This is a genomic window from Pseudomonas sp. LSJ-87, from assembly GCF_032971465.1.
Lineage (GTDB): Bacteria > Pseudomonadota > Gammaproteobacteria > Pseudomonadales > Pseudomonadaceae > Aquipseudomonas > Aquipseudomonas putida_Z.
The window spans coordinates 19,038-40,314 of the sequence record NZ_JAWJYQ010000060.1 but is presented as its reverse complement, the minus strand read 5'-3'; the positions used below and the strand labels follow the sequence as shown (position 1 = coordinate 40,314).

The window sequence follows — 21,277 nt, the reverse complement described above, 5'->3', positions numbered from 1 at the left end:
CGGGGTGTAGCGCAGTCCGGTAGCGCGCCTGCTTTGGGAGCAGGATGTCAGGAGTTCGAATCCCCTCACCCCGACCATTTTCCGGGTCGTTAGCTCAGTTGGTAGAGCAGTTGGCTTTTAACCAATTGGTCGTAGGTTCGAATCCTACACGACCCACCATGTAAAAAGGGCATCTCAAGCGAGATGCCCTTTTTCTTTAAGTATCACGGGGTGTAGCGCAGTCCGGTAGCGCGCCTGCTTTGGGAGCAGGATGTCAGGAGTTCGAATCCCCTCACCCCGACCATTTCCGGGTCGTTAGCTCAGTTGGTAGAGCAGTTGGCTTTTAACCAATTGGTCGTAGGTTCGAATCCTACACGACCCACCATGAAAAAAAGGGCATCTCGCATGAGATGCCCTTTTTTTTGCGTTGAATTTATCCCACAAGAATGCGCTCTTGGGCCTACACAGCCCTGTGTGGGAGCGGGTTCACCCGCGAATGCGGCAGCAGGTTCACCATCGCATTCGCGGGTAAACCCGCTCCCACAGGGCATGCTGGTGTCTGTCAGTGCAGTTTCAGGCGCGGCTCGGTACCCCGGCCAATCTTGCTACCCAGCATCATCAACGCCGTACGGAAGAACCCGTACAACGCCATCTGGTGCATCCGGTACAGCGACACGTAGAACATCCGCGCCAGCCAGCCCTCCAGCTTCACGCTGCCCATCAGGTTACCCATCAGGTTGCCCACCGCCGAGAAGCGCGACAGCGATACCAGCGAACCGTAGTCCTTGTACTCATAGGTCGGCAGCGCCTTGTTCTCCAGCCGCGCCTTCAAACTCTGCGCCAGCATCGAAGCCTGCTGGTGCGCCGCCTGGGCACGTGGCGGCACGTTGCGGTCGCTACCCGGTTGCGGGCAGGCGGCGCAGTCACCGAAGGCAAAGATATTGTCGTCGCGCGTGGTCTGCAGGGTAGGGCGCACCACCAACTGGTTGATGCGGTTGGTTTCCAGGCCATCGATGTCCTTGAGGAAACCCGGCGCACGGATACCGGCCGCCCACACCTTCAGGCTGGCCTGGATCACTTCACCGTCCTTGGTTTTCAGGCCATCCTCGGTCACTTCACTGACGGCGGCATTGGTCATCACCTTCACCCCGAGCTTTTCCAGGGTCTTGTGCACCGGCACGCTGATGCGCTCTGGCAGTGCCGGCAACACGCGCGGGCCCGCCTCGATAATGGTGATGTGCATGTCCTTGGGCTGGATGCGGTCCAGGCCATAGGCCGCCAGTTCGTGGGCCGCGTGATGCAGCTCGGCGGCCAGTTCCACACCGGTGGCACCGGCGCCAACGATGGCCACGCTGATCTTCTCGCTCGCCACATCACCGGCATGGGCACGCAGGTAGTGGTTGAGCAACTGCTGGTGGAAACGCTCGGCCTGCTTGCGGGTGTCGAGGAACAGGCAGTGCTGCGCCGCGCCCAGGGTGCCGAAGTCGTTGGTGTTGGAACCCACGGCAATGACCAGGGTGTCGTAGCCCAGGGTGCGCGCAGGCAGCAGCTCGCGGCCCTCTTCGTCGAGGGTGGCGGCCAGTTGAATCTGTTTGCCTTCACGGTCCAGGCCGCTCATGCGCCCCAGCTGGAAGTTGAAGTGGTTCCACTTGGCCTGGGCCACGTAGTTCAGTTCGTCTTCCGAGGAGTTCAGCGAGCCGGCGGCCACTTCGTGCAGCAGCGGCTTCCAGATGTGTGTGAGGTTGGCGTCGACCAGGGTGATCTCGGCCTGCTTGCGCTTGCCCAGGCTTTTACCCAGGCGGGTCGCCAGTTCCAGGCCGCCGGCGCCGCCGCCGACAATCACGATGCGATGAGTCATGGGGATATCTCATAAGGTTTACGGAATTCGTGGCCCCGGGGGCCGGCCGCAAACTGCACGAGGGGAGGGCGAGCGCGAAGCAGCTCATAGCACCAGTCCACTGAGCAGGCGGCTGATGAGACCCAACCCGATGGTCACGGCCACCACCAGCACAAGGAGCAGCCACGGCCGGAAGGGCCTGCGCTCGACTTGGTGCTGGGGGGCTCGCAGATACTCATCGACACGACGCTGATCTTCCGGATTCAGGCGGCTGGTCATGGTAGGGCCTCGTCAGGTAGACGTTTGTGACTGCGTAAACGCTACAGCGTTCACGCAAGCGCTTGAAACAAATGATAATGCTTTCTATATCTGGCGCCGAGTGTACGCCATCGCAAACATTCGCTGCACTGGATCAAAGACTGATGCCCACGTCGAACACAATGCTGCGGCCCAGGTTGCCGCGCAGGAAGTCGGGCGCGTCGGGGTGGGCGAACAGCACCCGGGCAAAGGTCGGCCCGACCAGTGACAGCGAGCGCCAGCCCTGGCGCAGGTATTCGGTGGGCGGCGGGAAGTGAGTGTTGAGGTCGAGCACTTCGCGCTTGAGGCTGGCGAAGGCAATGATGTCCAGCTCGTTCAGCTCCAGCCCGCGTTCCCGGTAGTTGTGCGCCTTCTTGCGCAAGGTCGGCGCCAGCCGCCCCAGCAGCTCGGTGGCACTGATGCGCCGCGGGCGCGCTTCGCGGCGTACCAGCTGCGCCAGGGAGAATGCACTGCGCCGGCGCTGCAGTTCTTCGCGCCATTCGTCGTTGAGCCGGCGGCCCTCGTCGAGCACGAAAAACACCTCGAACGCCGCGTCGCGGAACAGTACGTCTGGCGGTTCTTGCCCGGCCGGGGTGAAGTCCTCGCTGCGGTAGGGGATGTTCAGCCCCTGCAACAGGCGTTGGCACACCCAACGCTCCCGCTCCCACTTGCGGGCGTTGGAGAGAAAGGCATTGGCTTGTTCCGCCTGGATGGTAAGCAGGCGCAGGTAGTCTGAGTCATCCATGCAGACAAGCTTAGCCGCTAATCGATGACGATAAGATGCTGTTTGTGCGCAGGAATCAGCCCGGTACCGGCGCACTGTTGCGCTACCCCTGCCAGATGAAACCGAGAATGGGTGTAGACTCGGCTTTATCCACATGGCTGCAAGGGGCATTCCTCAGGTGATCAGCGCGCAGGTGTTGTCCGGCACCACCCTTACGCTTGGCTGGCTGGGATATGTGCCGTTGCTGATCTGGGCGGTCAGCCAGGTGCGTTGGGTTGAGCTGTTCACTGACCGGCGCCGCCAGCATCTGCTGTTTGGCACGGTGTTCTGCCTGTTTGCCTTGTGGTTGGTGCGACGCGATTTCGATACAGGGGTGTCGTACCACTTCATTGGCATGACGGCGGTCACGCTGTTGCTGGACTGGCCACTGGCGGTGCTGGGCGGGTTCATGGCCCAGCTCGGCTTGCTGGCGCTGGGGCGCCAGGACCTGGCGGCGCTGGGGGTGAATGGCTTGTTGCTGGTTGGCCTGCCGGTGCTGATAGCCGAGGCGTGCGCGATAGGGGTCGAGCGCGCCCAGCCGCAGAACCTGTTTGTGTATATCTTCTGTTCGGGGTTCTTCCCGGCGGCACTGACCGTGCTGGCCTGCCTGTCGGCTGCGTTGGGGCTGTTGTGGCTGGACGGGCGCTTCGCCATGCCGGAGTGGCTCAGCGATTTTGTCGGCTACCTGTGGCTGATGATGTTCCCCGAAGCGTTCATCAACGGCACGGTGATCAGCGCGCTGGTGGTGTTTTGCCCGGAGTGGCTGGAAACCTTCAACCGCACGCGGTATCTGCAGGCGCCGTGGAAGGAGGATGATCGTTGATTCTCTGGTGGCTGTACTGGCCCTTTCGCGGGTGAACCCGCTCCCACAGGTATTGCAGCAGCCTTAAGAACAGTGAGGTCCTTGTGGGAGCGGGTTCACCCGCGAAAGGGTCCTGAAGGACAACTTGGCTATCGGATCAATGCCGCGGCTCCAGGTCCCCCGAGTACAGCTCGTCCTCGGACTCTTCCGCCCCCGGAATCTTGTGCTCTTCCGCCGCCCAGGCCCCAAGGTCGATCAGTTTGCAACGGTCCGAACAGAATGGCCGGAACGGGCTTTTCTCGTTCCATTCCACAGGTGCGCCACAGGTCGGGCAATCGACGGTCAATGGCTGGCTCATGGCTGGCCTCCTCGTAAAGTCAGGTAAAAGTGGTGCAGGCGGTCAATCTGCTGATGCAGCGCGGCCAGGTCGCCGTCATTGACCACCACATCATCGGCATGGCGCAGGCGCTCCTCGCGGGCCAGCTGGGCCTTGAGAATGGCCTGTATCTGCTCGGCGCTGGTGTTGTCACGCGCCAGGGTACGCGCCACCTGCAGCTCCTGCGGCGCATCGATCACCAGCACCCGCTGGGTCTTCTGGTACTGGCCCGACTCGACCAGCAGCGGCGACACATACACCGCATACGGCGACTCCGCCTTGGCCAGGTAGCTGAAAATCTCCTGCCCGATCAGCGGGTGCAGCAATTGCTCCAGCCATTTGCGCTGCGCCGGGTCGGCGAAGATTAGCTGGCGCAGGGCGGCACGATCGAGTTGGCCGTCGGCCTGCAGCACGCCGGCGCCAAAGCGCTCGACGATGCTGGCCAGGGCCGGGCGCCCAGGCTCGACAACCCAACGCGCCGCCTGGTCGGCATCGACCAGGTGCACGCCAAGCTCGACGAAACGCTCGGCAGCGGCGCTCTTGCCGCTACCAATGCCGCCGGTCAGGCCGAGAATCCAGGGGGTAAAGGCCGCAGTGGTCATCAGAATCCAAGCAGTTGTGTGTATGAAGCGTATATTTCATCACCCCAGAGCACGGCAATCCACCCCGCAATCGCCAGATAGGGCCCGAACGGGATCGCCGTACCCATGGCATGGCGGCGCAGACGCAGCAGGCACAGCCCAGCCAGCGCCCCGACCACTGACGACAACAGCAAGGTCAACGGCAACACCTGCCAGCCACCCCAGGCCCCGATCAGCGCCATCAGCTTGAAGTCGCCATAGCCCATGCCTTCCTTGCCAGTGGCCAGCTTGAACAGCCAATACACCGTCCAAAGGCTGAGGTACCCGGCCACCGCGCCCCACAGCGCGCTGGTCAGCGGGATATAGAGGCCGAAGGCGTTGACGATCAGCCCCAGCCACAGCATCGGCAGCACCAGCGCATCCGGCAGCAACTGGTGCTCGGCATCGATCAGGCTCAGGGCCAGCAGGCACCAGGTCAGCGGCAGCGCCAGCAAGGCCTCGGGCGAAGCACCAAAGCGCCAGGCCACCACCAGCGACAGCAGCGCGCTGGCCACCTCCACCAACGGGTAGCGCGGGCTGATGCGGTTTTTGCAGGCTGAGCAACGCCCGCGCAAGGCCAGGTAGCTGATGACCGGAATGTTCTCCCACGCGCGAATTCGATGCGCGCAATGCGGGCAGCGCGAGGCGGGTAACCACAGGTCGAAACGCTCGTGCGGCGTGATCGGCAATTCCAGCATTTCCTGCGCCTCACGCTGCCATTGCCGCTCCAGCATGATCGGCAGGCGGTACACCAGCACATTGAGAAAACTGCCCACCACTAGGCCGAGCACCGTGGCCAGGGTGAGAAAGTACGCTGGCTGCTCAGCCAGCAAAGTCCATAAAGTCATGTTCAGATCAAGCTACCCAACTGGAAGATCGGCAGGTACATCGCCACCACCAGGCCGCCCACCAGCAGGCCCAGGACCAGCACGATGGCCGGCTCCAGCAGGCTGGTCAACTGGTCCAGCGCCTGGCTGACCTGTTCCTCGTAATGGCTGGCGGCTTTTTCCAGCATCTGGTCCAGCGTGCCGCTGGATTCCCCGATGGCCGTCAGTTGCACCAGCAGCGGCGGAAACAGCGGCTCAGCGGCCATCGCCTGGTGCAGCCCCTGCCCATTGGCCATGCCCTGGCGCAGCCGCAACACGGCCTGTTCATGCAGGTCGCCACCACTGACCCTGGCCACCGTGTCCAGCGCATCCAGCAACGGCACCCCAGCGGAGTAGGACGTTGCCAGGCTGCGCGCAAAGCGCGCCAGCGCCGCCTGCCCCAGCAGCGTGCCGAACACCGGCAAGCCCAGCACCCGGCGAGATATCCACAGGCGCGCTGGCGCGTGCTGCCGGTAGAGCTGGCGCATGGCAAAACCCATCACCACGCCCATCACCAGCAACAGCGGCGCAAACCGGCTCAGCCCTGTGGACAAGTCGATCACCCATTGGGTAAATGCCGGCAACGCCACGCCCATGCCCGAGAACATACTCTCGAATTTCGGAATCACCTCCAGCAACAAGATCGCCGACACCCCCAGCCCCGTCAGCAACAGCAGCAGCGGGTAGATCATCGCCTTGCGCACCTTCTTGTGCAGCACCCGACGCTGCTCCAGCATGCCTGCCAGCTGTTCCAGCTGCCGGTCGAGCGTGCCGGACTGCTCACCCACCCGTACCAGGTTGCAGTACAGCGCATCGAACCAGCCCGGGTGGCGCTGCAACGCATCTGCCAGCCCCAGGCCCGAGGCCACATCCTGTTTCAATCTATCCAGCAATGCCGCCTGCGCCGCATCACAGCCACTGCGCCCCATCACCTCGAATGCCTGCAGCAGAGGCACCCCAGCCTTGAGCAGGGTCGCCAACTGCCGGCTGAACCCCGCCGGGTCGGCCTTTGCCCGCCGTTTCGGCAAACTGAATGTCAGCCCACCGGCAGGCCGCAAACTGGCGACCTTGATGCCCTGGCGGATAAGCCCGGCACGCACATAGGCCGGGCTGCGCCCGGACGTTTGCCCGCTGACCGGCGTGCCGTTGGCGTCGGTGCCGTGCCAGGTGTAGAGGAGTGTGGATTGGGTCATGCAAAGGTCCTTTTTCTGCCCGTGCGACAAGCCTGGAAACAGCTTGCCGCGCCCATGCAAGGGCGTGCGTCCGAGATGCTCACTAGAGTAGTTCAGCGAAGACGACGCCCGAGCGGGCAGGGGTGACAAAAGGTGTCTGTTCAGGCCTACTGCGCCGCTGCCAGCCGGGGTCGAGCCTGACCTCAACGAGTACGCGTATCAAAAAGGAAAACGTTCATGAAAGGGCAACGCGGTATCACCCTGATCGAACTGATGATCGTCGTCGCGATCATCGGCATTCTGGCGACCATCGCCTTACCGATGTACACCAACCACCAGTCACGCTCCAAGGCCGCGGCTGGGTTGCTGGAGATCAGCGCGCTGAAGACCGCGATGGATCTGCGGTTGAATGATGGGAAGGATGTTGCGGATGTAGCCGCGCTGGGTGGCCAGCCAGCGACGGCGCACTGTGCGATCACGGCTAGCGGCAAGGCGGCGGATGGCACTGGGAGCATCGTGTGCACGCTGGTGGATGCGCCGGCCACTGTGCTCGGCAAGGCACTGACCCTGACGCGTTCGGCTACTGGGTGGGCGTGTACGACCAACATCGAGGAAGACCTGGCGCCGAAGGGGTGCAAGGCGCCTTGAGGGTGGGGCAATAAACTAGCGGAAACAGGGGTTTGCGTAACGGGTGCGAGCAGTGGTACGTTGCGCTACACGCCGGTGTAGCTCAGTCGGTAGAGCAGCGCACTCGTAACGCGAAGGTCGCAGGTTCGATTCCTGTCTCCGGCACCAGATCTTGTTGGCACGATGCAGGTTTTCCTGGTTTCGGCCCCTCCAAAAATGCCCGCCTTGTGCGGGTATTTTTGTTTCTGCCACATTCTGCTTTTGGCCGATCAGGCTACCTTCGGCCCACCACTTCGCTTGAGTGAATGGTTAGCTGCTTTTCACTTCCGATTGCACGGGTTTCAAGATAATGGGTGGCTCGCATTTGGCTTTCGCCCAGTGTTTTAGGGGCGTTTAGCGAATTTTTTTTAGATAGTGCTTTCACCGGTTAGAGATATTTTCAGTTTGCTAAGCCTTCCATCATGATCTACATCTGCGGACCCCGCCTGGCCATCACACAACCCGTAGACCCACTGCATACCCTTCGGGAGATGGCGCTGCCCTTTGGGCTGCAACGCGGGCCATGGTCACCACCACAGCTAAGGGATGGTGGATATCTCCACGCGCCTACGGCAAAGGTGTCTCCGAAACGGAGATACCCTGAACGCTGTGGGCATTGCCTTGGTCTGGCCAGCCTCGACGAAACTACCAATATCGATCGACTCGATACGCGCCAGTGTGTGGAAAACGACACTGTGGGCTGGTTCTCGACGCGGTACAGAGCCGGGCAAGTACGTCCGCCGCCGTCCGCGGGAACCAAGTAGACCTGGCAGCGGAACAGGGGCAGACCTAGGGCGACCTGACCCTGGCGGCGAACGTGCGTCAGGCCAGGATGGGCCAGCAGGTCTGACGAGAAAGCGCAGGAGCAACGAAAATGTGCAGGTGGCGCAGGCCCAGCAGGTGACCGAGCTGCCTGCCGTGAACTACCCGTATCAGATAATCAGGCGCCCAGCTCTCCAGCCTGAGCATCGCGACTAGTGTCTTCCCGAGTGCTGTATGGGCCGCCATCAGTCACTGAACGCGGCCATGATTGCGTCCACGACCACACGTACTCTGGTGGTGTGGGCCAAGTCCTGATGTAGAACCAGCCACGCTTCATAGGACTTGGCCCGATGACGATCAGGCCATAACCGCACCAGTTCAGAATCACGCCGGGCTACATATTCTGGTAACTCGCCTAAGGCCAGACCAGCGCGTACGAAGGTCGCCAGCATCAGGCTTGAATCCAGTTCAGCGACCACGCGGCCTTGAGCTCTGGATTCGCCAGCCAGTGTCTCGTCCTGGCGCACTGTTACACCTTCTTGGTAAAGCGCAATGTCGTGGCCTGCGAAAGCTTCTCCAGGCCTCGGCTCCCCGTGTTGCTCCAAGTAACTCCGGGTTGCGTACAGGCCAACATCCCAGCGAGCGAGTTGTCGCACGATCAGGTCGGGTTGCTCCGGTCGCAAGGTGCGCACGGCAACATCGGCTTCCCTGCGTCCTAGGTCGAGCAGCCGTGTGGTAGTGGTCAAGATCACGCGCACCCCGGGGTGGCTGGCACGTAGCCGCTCGATGGCCGGTACAACGAAATCCACGGCGAGTGCATCGGTGGTTGTCACACGCACCTCGCCAGAGGCGTGCGTGTCGGTGCCTTCACCGCGCCGCTCGAAGGAGACGGCCATGCGCTCCATGCCTTCGGCCATACGCACTACCTGCTGACCGGTGTCGGTCAACACCAAGCCACCAGTGCTGCGCAGGAACAGCCGACTGCCCAGAGCCTGCTCCAACCCGGCCAGGCGCCGGCTTACCGTAGTCTGGTCGATGGTCAGATGTTGGGCCGCACCGCGGAGGGTGCCGGCACGCTGTACCGCCAGGAAAATCCGTATGTCGTCCCAGTTCATCTCCGTTCTTCACCTTGCTGCAAATATGCAGCCATAGAATGCTATTTCATGCATTTTCGCATTTAAGGCAACTCCTTAACATAGTGTTCATTCCGTTGAACCCTTGAGCTGCAACTAATCCAAACCGGTTGCTTGGGAGCGCCATGCCTCGTTTATCTTTTATCCTGACCGTTGCCATGCTGAGTACCTTTGGTCTCATTGCTTCGGATATCTACCTTCCCGCAATGCCGAGCATGACCACCGAGTTCGATATCGCCGACTGGCAAATGCCGCAGACGGTTTCTTTCTACCTGCTGGCACTGGCGATCTCGCAACTGGCTTGCGGTCCGTTGTCTGACCGTTACGGCCGCAAGCCAGTAGTGCTGGCCGGTGGTGTGCTCTACCTGATCGGTTCTCTGGGCTGCGCGGCGTCGGGCAGCTATGTAGGCTTCCTGGCTTGGCGTATGGTTGAAGCGGTTGGAGCGGCAGCGGGACTGGTCATCGGCCGGGCGCTTATCGCCGATACCTGCGATAAGCGCATCTCGGCCAAGGTCTATGCGGTGGTTTATCCATTAGTGTCGCTGTCGCCGGCTTTGGCTCCGGCTATTGGCGGGCATTTGGCCGTCGCGTTTGGGTGGCGGGCCGACTTCCTGTTCGTGGCGGCCTTTGGCGCTGTGGCGCTGCTGATGGCGTTGACGTTACTGCCTGAAACGCTGCCCGTGTCGGCTCGCACTCGGACTTCTCCTTTTGCCGGATTTAGCCATGTGTTACGCGACCGGACCTTTCGCCGCTATACGCTGGTGGTTTGCACGATCTACTGCGCGTGGTTCGTATATCTGACGCAGTCGCCATTCCTATTCGTACGGGCGGGATTGAGCGAAGAACAGAGCGGCTGGCTGTATTTGCCGCTGACGGCAGGCATCGTTGGCGCGAACTTGCTGGCGAAGCGATTGCTTGACCGCTGGCCCTACGACCGCATCGTCACCGTCGGCATTGCATGTTTTGTACTCGGCGGCGCAGCGTTTCTCACTGCCGCGGCATTGGGGTGGTCTGGCGCGGCGGCTGTGGTACTGCCAATGTGCCTGGTCAGCCTTGCTAACGGATCGTCGCTGTCGCTGGCGGTCTCCGGTGCCATCGCCAGCGAGCATGGGTATGCGGCTACCGCGTCGGGATTGGTTGGGTTCTGCCAGATCGGCAGCGCTGCGCTTATGGCAATGGGCGTGAGCGCGGCTTTCGGCACGAGCTTTAGCGTACTCGGCGGCGCGGTACTGGTGTTTAGTCTGCTCGCATTGTCCGTATGTTTACCAGTCTCTCTGCAAACAACATCGGACGCGTAGTTGATAGCTCCATGAGATAGCCCTCACAAGGTTTCTTCAGGATGGCCTTTGGTATTGGCTCAGGCGCTTCGGTCTGGCGATACGTGTGGTAGGCACTGGCTATCCCTGCCGCGTGAGTGAGAGGGGTATCATCCCAGCGGCTGAACATAGCATCAACCCGTGTTCAACCAGCGAATAACCTTGCTGATAATTCTGTGCTGATGGCCAACGGCAATTCACAGAGCGTAAATGAGGATACCCCAGCAGCCGAAGCACGAATTCATGAGATGGATACCTCAGTTTGGGAATGCAGTACCGGGTTTGATTTCCGAGCAGCTTTGATGAACATCGCTGTTCCACCATTCCGCATATCGATCTCGAACAGCCCTGAGGTTCGAATAAGATCGCCAAGGGTCCGGTGCCCGTAGTTCACGGCTGAAAACGAACTGTTGTTGCGTATAAAAGTGCCGACCTGGCTGAGGTGCGACCAGCCTGCGTCATCGGCGGTCTTCTCTGCCGCAGTTCTCAGCAAGCGCACAAGTGATGTGTCATTGCGAAGCTCGTTTCGGGTGCGTTTACTGCTTTTCGACGCTTCGCCTTCAACTGCTTTCTCCTGATCATCGCCAAGCAGGTTCTCTGTGTAGATGAACTGCGAGCAGGCATCTACAAAAGGCTTCGGCGTCTTCTTCTCCCCGAAACCGTAGACCGGCAAGCCGCTTTCCAGCAGCCGAAGCACCAACGGGGTGAAGTCGCTGTCGCTTGTCATGAGCGCAAAGGCATCGACGTTTTTGCTGTACAGCAAGTCCATCGCATCAATGATCATCGCTGAGTCAGTGGCATTCTTGCCCTTGGTGAAAGCAAATTGCTGCATGGGGCGGATGGCGAACGGGTGGATCTTCTCGACCCATCCAGTGAGGAGAGGAGAACTCCAGTTCCCGTGTGCATGCCTGATGTTGACCATGCCGTACTTGGCCAGCTCATCGAGCACACCCCGATGGAAGCATGGCTCACATTGTCGCAGTCGATCAGCAGTGCTATCCGTTTCGACTCCACGGTGTGCCCCCGTTAGTCCCTGTGTCACCAAACTCTAGCTCAACTGCCCTGGCAGCACTTTCAATGCTCATACCATGCAGCTCATCCCACCTTGGCGATTTCAGCTGAGCCTATGTCGCTGCATTCGAAGTTTGAATGGATTTTTTATGCAGATGATCGGATATGGCCTTAATCGCTACATTCAACGCTGTTCGCACATAATTCAGAGACGTTTCCTACAGCTTTGACACTTGCTTGGCCGAGATACATGAGGCTAAATTTCCTCCGTCGCGGAAAATTCCGTGACCGGGCGTAGGAACCCGTTGGTAAACTTGGCGCACGCACTAGGCGCCCCTGCACCACAGCTGGCGCTTTTTTTGTGCCTGCCGTGCTGTGTCATGGCGGCTGTGTGTGGGCAGGCTTCGGCCTGGCCGGGTTTCCAAGTTTCCCGGTATTCCTACCCCATACACAGCTGCCACCCAATCCCGTAGGAAGGATCGTGGCAGCTCCAACTAAAACTTGGAGTGTCATGCATGCTTATCTCAAGTCCGTTCAGGATCCTCGCATTCGTTCTCCGCCCTCGTTCCTCAACGGCCCTCAGCGATCTCACCTCCAGTCAATCTCACTCCGTCTCTGCAACAAGGGAGGCACGCCATGACTGACCAAGAACGCCTATCCACCATCCAAAGCTACGCCTGGACCCTCGAACTGCTAGGCGAAGCTCTGGTCCAGCACGACGAAATGCTGGAGTGCGAACACAATCCACACCTGAGCTTTCGCAACACGGCCGGTATCCATCAGGCGATCCGGATCATCAGTCGTTTGGCCAGTGAGCAGTGTGGGAAGGTGATGGAGCGAAACGGCCAGGACTCTGTTAGTTAGGCTGGATCATTGGTGAGCGGCGGGCCAGATATCACCGTTACGGCTGGCCCTCTGCTCAAGGCCGCCTGGTTATGGGGCTGCTGCGCAGCCCATCGCAGGCAAGCCAGCTCCTACACGGACCGCGCAGGTCTTGGGGGATGTGCCGAACCTGTGGCAGTGGGTTTGCTGGCGGGGGGATGGCACGGGCTTTGTCCGTGTTCGCGAGTGAACTCGCTCTCACTACGATCTGCAGCTACTGAACCCGTCTGATCTGGTCGGTGCGACTGACAGTGATAGACCCCTAACGGTCATCCGCGAAAGTACGAAACTGCCAATCGGACCACAATCGATGCTGGCAACCCAGCCACTACACGTCAGTGTCTATGGATCGCCCTAAGAGTTCGAGTTAGCTAACGAAGCCTGACAACAACTCAAACGTCCAGTAGCCGGCGATTACCAACTGCACGGCAAAAGCCGTGAAGCGAAGAAAAACTGCGGGAACAGCCAGAGAGACTAAATGCACCAATGACTGAACCAGGCGCGCTGCGAGCAGAGCAATAGCCAGCGGGTCGGTAATGGCGGTTTGTCTGGTCACCAGGGCCACCAGCAGCAACCCACCAAAGATTGGGAGCCCCTCTAGGCAATTGGCGTGCGCGCGCGCCAACCTCTGCATGAAGGGCGAAAGATTGGAGTTGTCCGGGGTGAATCCGTTTGCCGGAAATTGCTTGAAAACAACTAACAGACCGCGCAACAGCTCCATCAATACCAACAGTGTTAGCGCCCAGGCAATGAGCCCGGTCAATGCAATCGTGCTGGCGTTTGTCATCGATCAATGTTCCTGTCGTGCGACGAACTGGGGTCATCGGTGCGGCTAACCCTGCTTCTCTCGCCATTTATCAGAGTCGTACACATAAGCGTCGCCAAGAATACTGTCGTAGCGGACGATCATCCTGACGCGAGCTTTTGACATCGCCATGACGGGTTGTGGGTCCTGGTCATGCAGCACAACGGTGGAAACATTGAATTTCCTTCCGGGCGGAATGAACTCACCGACCACAAATAGTTCGGCGCTCTGTTCATGAGGTATATCCCCAAGCATTTTCTTGCCAGCTGCGATAATCAAGTCAGGCCCCTCGCCGTCTAATAGCTCACCATCTACCCAAAGCTTGACCTCACGAATGATCGCTGGACCTAGGCCATTGTTCTCTATCGTAAAAAAGTAAGTTCTGGTCGTGGGATCAGTACGGTTCCAAGGCGACAGGTGTGGCGTGGCCATCAAACGGTTGTGCAGTTCGTGCATATTTATTTGCTTATGACTGAAACGCAACGCGAGGGTAGCCACTATGACCGAAGCAAAGGCAGCAACAGCGGACAGCAGTGTACCGGCCTCAGTCAACCAACTCTCCTGAGACGCCACGACATACACCACATAATCCACGATAGTACCCATAGAGATCTTCTCGCGATGTCAATCCGCCGAACCCAGGGGAATCGACAGCGCGGATGGATCTGCATGTAAGACTAGAAAGGGATACGCAAGAAGCAAGGGCCACCCCTGCTGTCTGGCAAAAGCTAGGCGGAGCCAGGTCCATGACAAAATGCTTGAGTGCGAACACTACCCGCGGCTGAGCTTTCGCAACACGGCCGGTATCCATCAGGCGATCCGGATCATCAGCCGTTTGGCCAGTGAGCCGTGTGGGAAAGTGATGGAGCGAAACGGCCAGGACCCTGAGCGTAAGGCAGGATCATTGATGAATCGGGCCAGATATCACCATTGTGGCTGGCCCTCTGCTCAAGGCCGCCTGGTGGTTTATTCCTGTCGGGTAGGGTTATGGGGCTGCTGCGCAGCCCATCGCAGGCAAGCCAGCTCCTACAGGAACCGCGCAGTTATTAGGTAAGCGCTGTGCTAGTGAAGGCACCCAGTACTGCCGCAGACCAGCACAATGCGTCAGGCCGAAGAAGCAGTAGTCACTGTGCCCTGAATGCATTCCCGGAAATTGTCGCAGTCCGACTGTAGTTCGATGACCGGTTCGCCATACTCCAGGCTCAGCATGCTGGCGTCATCGTTGACGCTCTGCAAATCGGTACCCGAATGCAGATGTTCATGCCAGTACCCGTCACTGCACAGTAGTAGGCGTGCATCCAATGGGAGGTGGGTCATCTGCCAGTCCGGAGAGCAAAAACGCCTGGCGTTCAGGGAGCGGGTCAGCAGATGCCGTGATTCGTTAATTCCCGAGGTTGCCCCCGGCCAGATGGCCTGTTCTTGCAGATTCTGCGGTCGGTTCAGCCAGCTGATGGCCAATCCGGGTCTCTGGAGTCCCACAAGGCCATCGCCAACATGCCCAACATGGAGCAACTGCTGCTGCAAGTCGACGAGTACGCAGCAATAGCTGGCGATCGCATGCAGGTAATCTTGACGCAAGCGCTGCTGCTCGGCACGCATGATGCTAACCAGTCCTTCGGGGCTCAGCTGCTGGGCCTCTCCAAGCGCAACGTCGACAACGGTACGGGACCAGTGCCGAGCGAGGCCTTGTCCGTCGCCTCTTTCGGCCGCATCCACAAGCATAGCCAGCACGTAGCTACCCTTGCGCCCAAAAGCTGCTGCATCGTTGTTACAGCGTCGTCCCTTGCCTTGGCGACTGATCCAGCCAATCTGCATCAGCGGTTCATCCCTGCCAGGGTTTCCAATCGTTCGAACAGCAGATTCTCGCGGTCCGCATCGCCTCTGGCCTGGGCGTTGACCGCATATTCAAAGTTTCCGTCAGGCAGTAGCTGGCCAATTTCCTTGCTGATGTAGTCGCGCACTTCGACAGCGGCAGATTCGATTTCGTCTTCTAGTTCCGGGCGCCCGTCTATCAAGTTCAGGATGTCTTCTATGTCGCGACTGGACAAGGCATCCCCGCGTCCACGCCCTTTCCAGGCTTCCAGTTTGGTGGCCACGAAGTACACGGGGTTGACCAAGTTGATAGTGACTCCCTCTTCCAAATCATAGGCCGTGGAGGTGGCCATGGCGTCTTTGTACCAGCGGTTGCTGAACCCAAGGGAATCGTCGTCCGGCATGAAGTCAACGCGAAGATCGCCAAGTCTCATTGCGCAGATGGGGAAGTCATCGTCATCTTCTTGTGGGCTGACCCGGAAGCCGCGCGCGCTGAGCGTCTCCTGCAAACGGGTGAAGCCTACCGGGCCCATGACATGCACGATCAGATCAACATCGTCGGTACTGCGTACTTGTTCACGGGTGTAATCGTCGGTGAGTAGCAAACCAGTGGTGCAGCCGCCGACAAAGGTCATCTGCTGGCGCAGTTCGGGCCCCAAGGCTTTAGCAACCTCGCACAGCATGCTCCGCAGCGTACTGAAAACGCTCATGGCAACTCCAGGCGGTCCTGCAGCAGTTCTGCCGCAAGGTTTCGTTCGCGGGGCTGTCCCAGCCGTATGGCATCGACAAGCGCCAGCAGGGCGTACATTTCCGGATCTCTTCGAGCGGCATCTGCTGCGGTCTTGAACAGCGGCTCGATCTTCATTCCCATGGTGTTGCCGCGGGCATAGGACCAGACCGGCACGTGCTCACCGGCGCTAATCAGGCTCTTGTCCAATACTGGCGCTGCAAAGCCGGTGGCAATGCCACGAGTCAGCTCCCCGGCTCGCGCTGGAAAAACGTACTTCAGGCCGTAAACGACGAACTCAAACAGGGCCTTGGTGTTCGCTCTAGGTACGCCCAGCTTGCGGTCAGCCTTGACCAAGCCAATCTGCGTGCAGTGCTTCAAAGAGATGTTGATCTGGGTCTTGCTGATGCCAGTTTGTAGCTCCAGTGCACGGGCGGTGTAGGAGGATAAATGTGGGGGGCTCTCCTCAAAGAAATCTGGCTGCCCTTGGTATCGCGTGATTTGGTCATCACTTTCCTCCTCCCAGTCCTTCCAGTCGTGCGGCCACGCTTCTACAGCCTTGCCATGCGACTCATGCCGCTGGAGGCAAACCAGCTTGAGTAGTAAGCCGATGTCTTGACCTTTCATGTGATATTCCATCCATTTGTCCCCAGTCCCGGGACATGGGACAAAGAGAACACGCAGGCCGCAGAAGTGCAAGCAGTGGAATGAATATTCTTTGAGGACGGAAGCGATCCCTCCGGCGAATGGCACAGGCTTCGCTCATGTTCGCAACCTCGTGCCTACCGGACTCACATCACCTTCGAGTGGCCTTTTCGCCTCAGCGGGCAATACTTCTGTGTATTGCAGGCGTGTTCCTGGTGGCGCGCGCCGCTGGGAGGTGTCACGTGAACAAACTGACAATCGTGGGTGCCGGCATGGTCGGCGAGGCGGCGGCGCAGATCATCGCCCGGGAAGAGTTGTGCCGTGAGCTGGTGTTGATGGATGTGCAGGGCGAGATGGCGCAAGGCAAGGCGCTGGACGTGTGGCAGGCGGCAGTCGAGTCGGGTTCCGATACCCGGGTTCGCGGCGGTGCCAAGGCTGACCTGCTGGGCGGGTCTGAACTGGTGGTCATCACCGCAGGCGTGCCGCGCAAGCCGGGGCAGTCGCGTCAGGACGTGCTGAGCATCAACCTGCCGATTATCGATAGCATCATGGCGGACATCAAACAGCATGCGCCAACGGCGACGGTGCTGGTGGTGTCGAACCCGGTCGATGTGCTGACCTATCGCGCCTGGAGCCTCAGCGGGCAGGGGCGCAGCAAGGTGTTCGGCCAGGCGGGGGTGCTGGATACCGCGCGCATGAAGTGTTTCATCGCCGAGCAGACCGGGTTTTCTGCCCGGGATATCACGGCGCTGGTCCTGGGCGGGCATGGCGACAGCATGGTGCCGCTGATGCGCTATTGCCAGATCGGCTCGGTGCCGCTGTCGCACTTCCTTTCCAGCGAGCAGATCGAGCAGATCGTCGAACGCACCCGCAAGGGGGGGGGCGAGATCCTGGGGCTGAAGAAGCTGGGCAGCGCCTGCGATGCGCCGGGCGTGGCGATTGCGCAGATGGTGGATGCGATCGCCAACGGGCGAAACCGCATATTGCCGGCAGTGGCGATACTGGAGGGCGAGTACGGGCGAACGGATATCGCCATGGGTGTGCCCTGTGTGCTGGCAGGGGAGGGGCTGGCGCGGGTGATCGAGTTGCCGCTGGATGCGCAGGAGCAGGCGATGTTCGACCATTCTGCAGATCAGGTGGCGCGGGATATTGCTGAGATGAAGGCGCTGTGAATGGGGAAATGCTTGATCGCCGACGCGCAGCCGGCGATCAAGCCCAATTGGACCTGTGGTCAGATCGCGGCCAGCTCCAGTGACAGCTCAGGATGCTTGAGGATCAGGCGCATCAGGCACAACACACCGCCTGGCGGCACGAAGCGACCTTGCTCCCAGTCACGCAGCGTTGCGACCGGTGTTGCGATACGCTCGGCGAATGATGCTTGGGTCAGCCCACAGCGTTCGCGGGCCTGGCGAACCAGAATCTGCTCCGGCGTGGTTACTCGCCCAGCGCCAATCTTGGCTTCCTTGAGCGCTTGGCGCAGGTCAGGCAATGGCTCACCCGCATCAGCCTCAATGGCCTTGGCAACACTTTCTATATCGATGTCACGCATTTCACACCACCTTGCTGATTTCAGCGGGGCTCATGTTGGCACGTTCAGCCTTCGCATAAACCGTAAGCAACAGCACAATTTCATCTTCATTCAGGTTGAAGTAGATCACCCGTGTGCCACCGGACTTACCAGAACCTGCGCGGGTCCATCGAACTTTTCGTGCGCCGTCCGCACCGGGTACTACATCCCCCGCGAGCGGATTGACCGCAATCCAGTCGATGAAAGCCACGCGTTCTTCGTCAGACCACAATTTGGCAGCGGCTCTTTGGAACGTAGGCGTTTCAATTACTGTATGCATATGAATGTACGGGATTCCCTTATAGCATGCAACGTTGAATACGGATGCTCAAAGGGCGGAACTGCGATGGGATGAACGCTGTAGCGTGCCAGGTCAACCCTGGCGCCAACCACTGAACCCGCTCCCTGAGCTCATCGAGCACATGCTGCATGCGCTCGTCCGGATCATTCTCCAGACTTGGTAGCAGTGAGGCCTTGTCGGTTGATTTGCCGGATATGTCCGAAGTGGCGTTCGAGCAGATTTCTACTCGGGCGTTTGAGTGATCATTCGCCTCGCTGTGGTGAAGTGAGGCTTCGACTTCTGGGATCTTGGGGCCGCGTCGCGGCCCTTTCGCGACACAAGGCCGCTCCCACAGGTACAGCGACAACCTCGAGATCAGCGCTGCACCTGTGGGAGCTGGCTTGCCAGCGATGAGGCCAGCGCAGGCAGCACAGACTGTTGCTCTGGCGTGCGCTGACGGTTCAGCGCACCAGCAGCGGCACTGCCCGCACGTAAACCAGTTCACACACCAGCTCCACCAGCGTCTGGGTAATCACCGCAGCGGCGGCCAGCCCGCGCATTTCTTCGGGCAGCGCCAGCGCCAACGGCAACACCACCAGCGAGTTGCGCGTGGCGGCGCTGAAGGTTACCGAGCGTGCCTCGGTAGCCGGCAAGCGCAGCAAGCGCGCCGCAACAAACCCAAGCACCGGCGCCAACAGCATGAAGCCGATGTACACCGGAATCACCGGCAGCAAACGGTCGAAATCACGCAGCACCACGGCAATCTGCGAGGCGATCACTACCAAAAGCACCAGGGCCATGGCGGGTACCGGCATCCACGCCCAGGCGTCGTTCCAGGTCGAGACCGTGCGCGAGCGACGGGCGCCGGCGCTGGTGAGCACGGCAAGCGCCATAGGCAGCACGATCAGCAGCACGAAGGCTTCCACGAACGGGGCGATGGAGATGGCCACATTGCTGCTGTCACCCAGCATCAGGGCCAGGTAGAGCGGCAGCAGCGTCAGTTGCACCAACAGCAGCACGGGGGTGGCGGCCAGGGTCAGGCGGGAGTCGCCTTTGCCGATGTGGGTGAACACCACCACGTAGTCGATGCACGGTGTCAGCAGCACCAGCAACGCGCCGACGAGTATCGCCGGGTGTGCCGCCAGCCCACGGGTGATGGCCCATACCAGCAGCGGCACGAAGATGAAGTTGGTCAGCAGCAAGGCGCTGATGAAGCGGCGGTTGCCCAGGCCTTGGCGCAGGTCGAGGAAGGGAATCTGCAGGAACATCGCGTACATCAGCGCGGCGATAGCGGGGGTGACCAGCGCTTCCAGGAGCTGCGCAGCGTCGCTGGTCAGCAGGCCGAACGTGACGGCGGCGAGCACGGCGACGAAATAGATCGGGACCTGGTGGGTTTCAAGTTGCTCTCTGGTCAAGGTTGGGCCTGTGCTTGAAGGGAGGAACGCAATCATAACCTGTGGGAGCGGGCGTGCCCGCGAATACCGGCGCAGCCGGTGCCATCCACCGAGTCGTCTTCTTCGCGGGCACGCCCGCTTCCACAGGATTCGCCACCTGAAAACGAAAAAGCCCGGCACTAGGCCGGGCTTTTTCCTGTCAGGCAATCGCCAATCAGTTGCCGTAAACCGGCAGCTTCTTGCAGATGGCCTTGACCTTCTCACGCACGGCGTCGATCACCGCTTCGTTGTTCAGGTCAGCCAGGATGTCGCAGATCCAGCCAGCCAGCTCGCGGCACTCGGCTTCCTTGAAACCACGGGTGGTGACGGCTGGGGTGCCGAAACGCAGGCCCGAGGTGACGAACGGGGAACGTGGGTCGTTCGGTACCGAGTTCTTGTTGACGGTGATGAAGGCTTTGCCCAGGGCGGCGTCAGCGTCCTTGCCGGAGATTTCCTGCTTGATCAGCGACAGCAGGAACAGGTGGTTCTGGGTGCCACCGGAAACCACGTCGAAACCGCGCTCGATGAACACGCTGGCCATGGCCTGGGCGTTCTTCACGACCTGCTGCTGGTAAGCCTTGAACTCAGGCTGCAGGGCTTCCTTGAAGCAGATGGCCTTGGCAGCGATGACGTGCTCCAGCGGGCCACCCTGGGCGCCAGGGAAGACTGCGGAGTTCAGCTTCTTCTCGATCTCTTCGTTCTTGCGAGCGAGGATCAGGCCGCCGCGCGGGCCGCGCAGGGTCTTGTGGGTGGTGGTGGTGACCACGTCGGCGAACGGAACTGGGTTCGGGTACACGCCAGCGGCAACCAGGCCGGCAACGTGGGCCATGTCGACGAACAGGTAGGCACCGACCTTGTCGGCGATGGCGCGGAAGCGGGCGAAGTCCAGCACCTGCGAGTAGGCCGAGAAGCCGGCAACGATCATCTTCGGCTTGTGCTCGACAGCCAGGCGCTCGACTTCGTCGTAGTCGATCAGGCCGTTGCCGTCGATGCCGTACTGGATGGCGTTGTACAGCTTGCCCGAGGAGCTTACCGAAGCACCGTGGGTCAGGTGGCCACCGTGGGCCAGGCTCATGCCCAGGATGGTGTCACCGGCCGACAGCAGGGCCAGGTAGACGGCGGCGTTGGCCTGGGAGCCGGCGTGCGGCTGGACGTTGGCGTAGTCGGCGCCGAACAGTTCCTTGGCACGGTCGATGGCCAGTTGCTCGACGACGTCGACGTACTCGCAACCACCGTAGTAGCGCTTGCCCGGGTAGCCTTCGGCGTACTTGTTGGTCAGGACCGAGCCCTGGGCCTCCATGACTGCCGGGCTGGTGTAGTTTTCCGAAGCGATCAGCTCGATATGCTCTTCCTGGCGCAGAGCTTCTTGCTGCATGGCTTCGAAGAGCTCGGCGTCGTACTTGGCAATGGTCAAATCACGGCTGAACATGGCGGTCCTCAAGGATCGGGGTGAATTGGGGGGGCATTCTAACCGATTGATCCGCGGCTGGCATATGAAGTGGCATCAAGTCGCGGACCAATGGGCT

The 21,277-nt window shown here is 60.3% G+C and carries 23 protein-coding genes and 5 tRNA genes; 10 read left to right on the top strand and 18 right to left on the bottom strand.

Going from position 1 to position 21,277, the window contains the following annotated elements; genetic code table 11:
• The 4 genes from RYH74_RS24465 (at position 1) to RYH74_RS24450 (ending at position 364) form a co-directional block, all read left to right on the top strand.
• Positions 1–77 (top strand) — tRNA-Pro (locus tag RYH74_RS24465).
• Between the two features lie 6 nt (positions 78–83).
• A tRNA-Lys gene (locus RYH74_RS24460) sits at positions 84–159 on the top strand.
• Between the two features lie 47 nt (positions 160–206).
• A tRNA-Pro gene (locus RYH74_RS24455) sits at positions 207–283 on the top strand.
• A 5-nt stretch (positions 284–288) separates the two neighbouring features.
• Positions 289–364: transfer RNA gene (locus RYH74_RS24450), tRNA-Lys, on the top strand.
• Between the two features lie 177 nt (positions 365–541).
• Here the strand turns inward: RYH74_RS24450 and RYH74_RS24445 are convergent.
• The 3 genes from RYH74_RS24445 to RYH74_RS24435 all read right to left on the bottom strand — a co-directional run bounded on the left by RYH74_RS24445 (position 542) and on the right by RYH74_RS24435 (position 2,858).
• On the bottom strand, positions 542–1,837 hold the full coding sequence (locus RYH74_RS24445) for an NAD(P)/FAD-dependent oxidoreductase (protein ID WP_025337608.1): 1,296 nt from the start codon (positions 1,835–1,837) through the stop codon (positions 542–544).
• A gap of 84 nt (positions 1,838–1,921) precedes the next feature.
• Positions 1,922–2,095 (bottom strand): DUF3094 family protein, encoded by a 174-nt coding sequence (locus RYH74_RS24440; RefSeq protein WP_013970765.1) that lies wholly within the window; start codon positions 2,093–2,095, stop codon positions 1,922–1,924.
• 133 nt (positions 2,096–2,228) lie between these two features.
• A complete protein-coding gene (locus RYH74_RS24435) occupies positions 2,229–2,858 on the bottom strand; it encodes a DUF1780 domain-containing protein (RefSeq protein ID WP_013970766.1) in 630 nt (209 codons plus the stop codon).
• 133 nt (positions 2,859–2,991) lie between these two features.
• Here RYH74_RS24435 and RYH74_RS24430 point away from each other — a divergent pair, with 133 nt between their 5' ends.
• A complete protein-coding gene (locus RYH74_RS24430; protein WP_286100995.1) occupies positions 2,992–3,699 on the top strand; it encodes an energy-coupling factor ABC transporter permease in 708 nt (235 codons plus the stop codon).
• 136 nt (positions 3,700–3,835) lie between these two features.
• Here RYH74_RS24430 and yacG read toward each other — a convergent pair whose 3' ends face one another.
• Genes yacG through RYH74_RS24410 form a run of 4 tightly spaced genes read right to left on the bottom strand, consistent with a single transcriptional unit; the run spans position 3,836 to position 6,733 of the window.
• Positions 3,836–4,036: a DNA gyrase inhibitor YacG gene (yacG, locus tag RYH74_RS24425; RefSeq protein ID WP_003260624.1), complete on the bottom strand. Its 201-nt coding sequence runs from the start codon at positions 4,034–4,036 to the stop codon at positions 3,836–3,838.
• Positions 4,033–4,656 carry a dephospho-CoA kinase gene (gene coaE / locus RYH74_RS24420; RefSeq protein ID WP_317410399.1) on the bottom strand — a complete coding sequence of 208 codons (624 nt, stop codon included), beginning with the start codon at positions 4,654–4,656 and terminating at the stop codon, positions 4,033–4,035. Before coaE ends, yacG begins: the two co-directional genes overlap by 4 nt.
• Positions 4,656–5,522, bottom strand: a complete 867-nt coding sequence (locus tag RYH74_RS24415; RefSeq protein WP_317410398.1) for an A24 family peptidase — start codon at positions 5,520–5,522, stop codon at positions 4,656–4,658. The genes coaE and RYH74_RS24415 overlap by 1 nt, the downstream gene beginning before the upstream one ends.
• A gap of 2 nt (positions 5,523–5,524) precedes the next feature.
• On the bottom strand, positions 5,525–6,733 hold the full coding sequence (locus RYH74_RS24410; RefSeq protein ID WP_317410397.1) for a type II secretion system F family protein: 1,209 nt from the start codon (positions 6,731–6,733) through the stop codon (positions 5,525–5,527).
• 216 nt (positions 6,734–6,949) lie between these two features.
• On the opposite strand from RYH74_RS24410, the gene RYH74_RS24405 reads away from it, so the two are divergent.
• On the top strand, positions 6,950–7,360 hold the full coding sequence (locus RYH74_RS24405; RefSeq protein ID WP_075043667.1) for a pilin: 411 nt from the start codon (positions 6,950–6,952) through the stop codon (positions 7,358–7,360).
• Positions 7,361–7,431: 71 nt separating this feature from the next.
• Positions 7,432–7,507, top strand: a tRNA-Thr gene (locus RYH74_RS24400).
• Positions 7,508–8,385: 878 nt separating this feature from the next.
• On the opposite strand, the gene RYH74_RS24395 is transcribed toward RYH74_RS24400, so the two are convergent.
• Entirely contained in the window at positions 8,386–9,255 is an 870-nt protein-coding gene (locus RYH74_RS24395; protein WP_317410396.1) for a LysR family transcriptional regulator, read from the bottom strand.
• 143 nt (positions 9,256–9,398) lie between these two features.
• On the opposite strand from RYH74_RS24395, the gene RYH74_RS24390 reads away from it, so the two are divergent.
• Positions 9,399–10,571: a multidrug effflux MFS transporter gene (locus RYH74_RS24390; RefSeq protein ID WP_317410395.1), complete on the top strand. Its 1,173-nt coding sequence runs from the start codon at positions 9,399–9,401 to the stop codon at positions 10,569–10,571.
• A gap of 259 nt (positions 10,572–10,830) precedes the next feature.
• On the opposite strand, the gene RYH74_RS24385 is transcribed toward RYH74_RS24390, so the two are convergent.
• Positions 10,831–11,538 (bottom strand): NYN domain-containing protein, encoded by a 708-nt coding sequence (locus tag RYH74_RS24385; RefSeq protein ID WP_204249910.1) that lies wholly within the window; start codon positions 11,536–11,538, stop codon positions 10,831–10,833.
• Between the two features lie 698 nt (positions 11,539–12,236).
• Between RYH74_RS24385 and RYH74_RS24380 the strand changes: the two genes are divergently transcribed.
• A complete protein-coding gene (locus RYH74_RS24380; RefSeq protein ID WP_085693095.1) occupies positions 12,237–12,464 on the top strand; it encodes a hypothetical protein in 228 nt (75 codons plus the stop codon).
• A gap of 385 nt (positions 12,465–12,849) precedes the next feature.
• Here RYH74_RS24380 and RYH74_RS24375 read toward each other — a convergent pair whose 3' ends face one another.
• The 5 genes from RYH74_RS24375 to RYH74_RS24355 form a co-directional block, all read right to left on the bottom strand.
• On the bottom strand, positions 12,850–13,269 hold the full coding sequence (locus RYH74_RS24375; RefSeq protein WP_075043678.1) for an MAPEG family protein: 420 nt from the start codon (positions 13,267–13,269) through the stop codon (positions 12,850–12,852).
• A 45-nt stretch (positions 13,270–13,314) separates the two neighbouring features.
• Entirely contained in the window at positions 13,315–13,893 is a 579-nt protein-coding gene (locus RYH74_RS24370; RefSeq protein WP_075043679.1) for a hypothetical protein, read from the bottom strand.
• Positions 13,894–14,391: 498 nt separating this feature from the next.
• Complete coding sequence (locus RYH74_RS24365; RefSeq protein ID WP_286101001.1) at positions 14,392–15,102, bottom strand: hypothetical protein; 711 nt, start codon at positions 15,100–15,102, stop codon at positions 14,392–14,394.
• A complete protein-coding gene (locus RYH74_RS24360) occupies positions 15,102–15,809 on the bottom strand; it encodes a nucleotidyl transferase AbiEii/AbiGii toxin family protein (RefSeq protein WP_075043681.1) in 708 nt (235 codons plus the stop codon). The genes RYH74_RS24365 and RYH74_RS24360 overlap by 1 nt, the downstream gene beginning before the upstream one ends.
• Complete coding sequence (locus tag RYH74_RS24355) at positions 15,806–16,453, bottom strand: hypothetical protein (RefSeq protein WP_075043682.1); 648 nt, start codon at positions 16,451–16,453, stop codon at positions 15,806–15,808. Before RYH74_RS24355 ends, RYH74_RS24360 begins: the two co-directional genes overlap by 4 nt.
• Before the next feature lie 260 nt (positions 16,454–16,713).
• On the opposite strand from RYH74_RS24355, the gene RYH74_RS24350 reads away from it, so the two are divergent.
• Positions 16,714–17,643: a malate dehydrogenase gene (locus RYH74_RS24350; protein ID WP_075043683.1), complete on the top strand. Its 930-nt coding sequence runs from the start codon at positions 16,714–16,716 to the stop codon at positions 17,641–17,643.
• A gap of 59 nt (positions 17,644–17,702) precedes the next feature.
• On the opposite strand, the gene RYH74_RS24345 is transcribed toward RYH74_RS24350, so the two are convergent.
• The 4 genes from RYH74_RS24345 to glyA all read right to left on the bottom strand — a co-directional run bounded on the left by RYH74_RS24345 (position 17,703) and on the right by glyA (position 21,180).
• Complete coding sequence (locus RYH74_RS24345) at positions 17,703–18,020, bottom strand: helix-turn-helix domain-containing protein (RefSeq protein ID WP_075043684.1); 318 nt, start codon at positions 18,018–18,020, stop codon at positions 17,703–17,705.
• A gap of 1 nt (position 18,021) precedes the next feature.
• Positions 18,022–18,249: a type II toxin-antitoxin system RelE/ParE family toxin gene (locus tag RYH74_RS24340; protein WP_237140965.1), complete on the bottom strand. Its 228-nt coding sequence runs from the start codon at positions 18,247–18,249 to the stop codon at positions 18,022–18,024.
• Positions 18,250–18,779: 530 nt separating this feature from the next.
• Entirely contained in the window at positions 18,780–19,733 is a 954-nt protein-coding gene (locus RYH74_RS24335) for an arsenic resistance protein (RefSeq protein ID WP_317410394.1), read from the bottom strand.
• A gap of 193 nt (positions 19,734–19,926) precedes the next feature.
• Positions 19,927–21,180, bottom strand: a complete 1,254-nt coding sequence (glyA, locus tag RYH74_RS24330; protein WP_025337620.1) for a serine hydroxymethyltransferase — start codon at positions 21,178–21,180, stop codon at positions 19,927–19,929.
• Between the last annotated feature and the right edge of the window lie 97 nt (positions 21,181–21,277).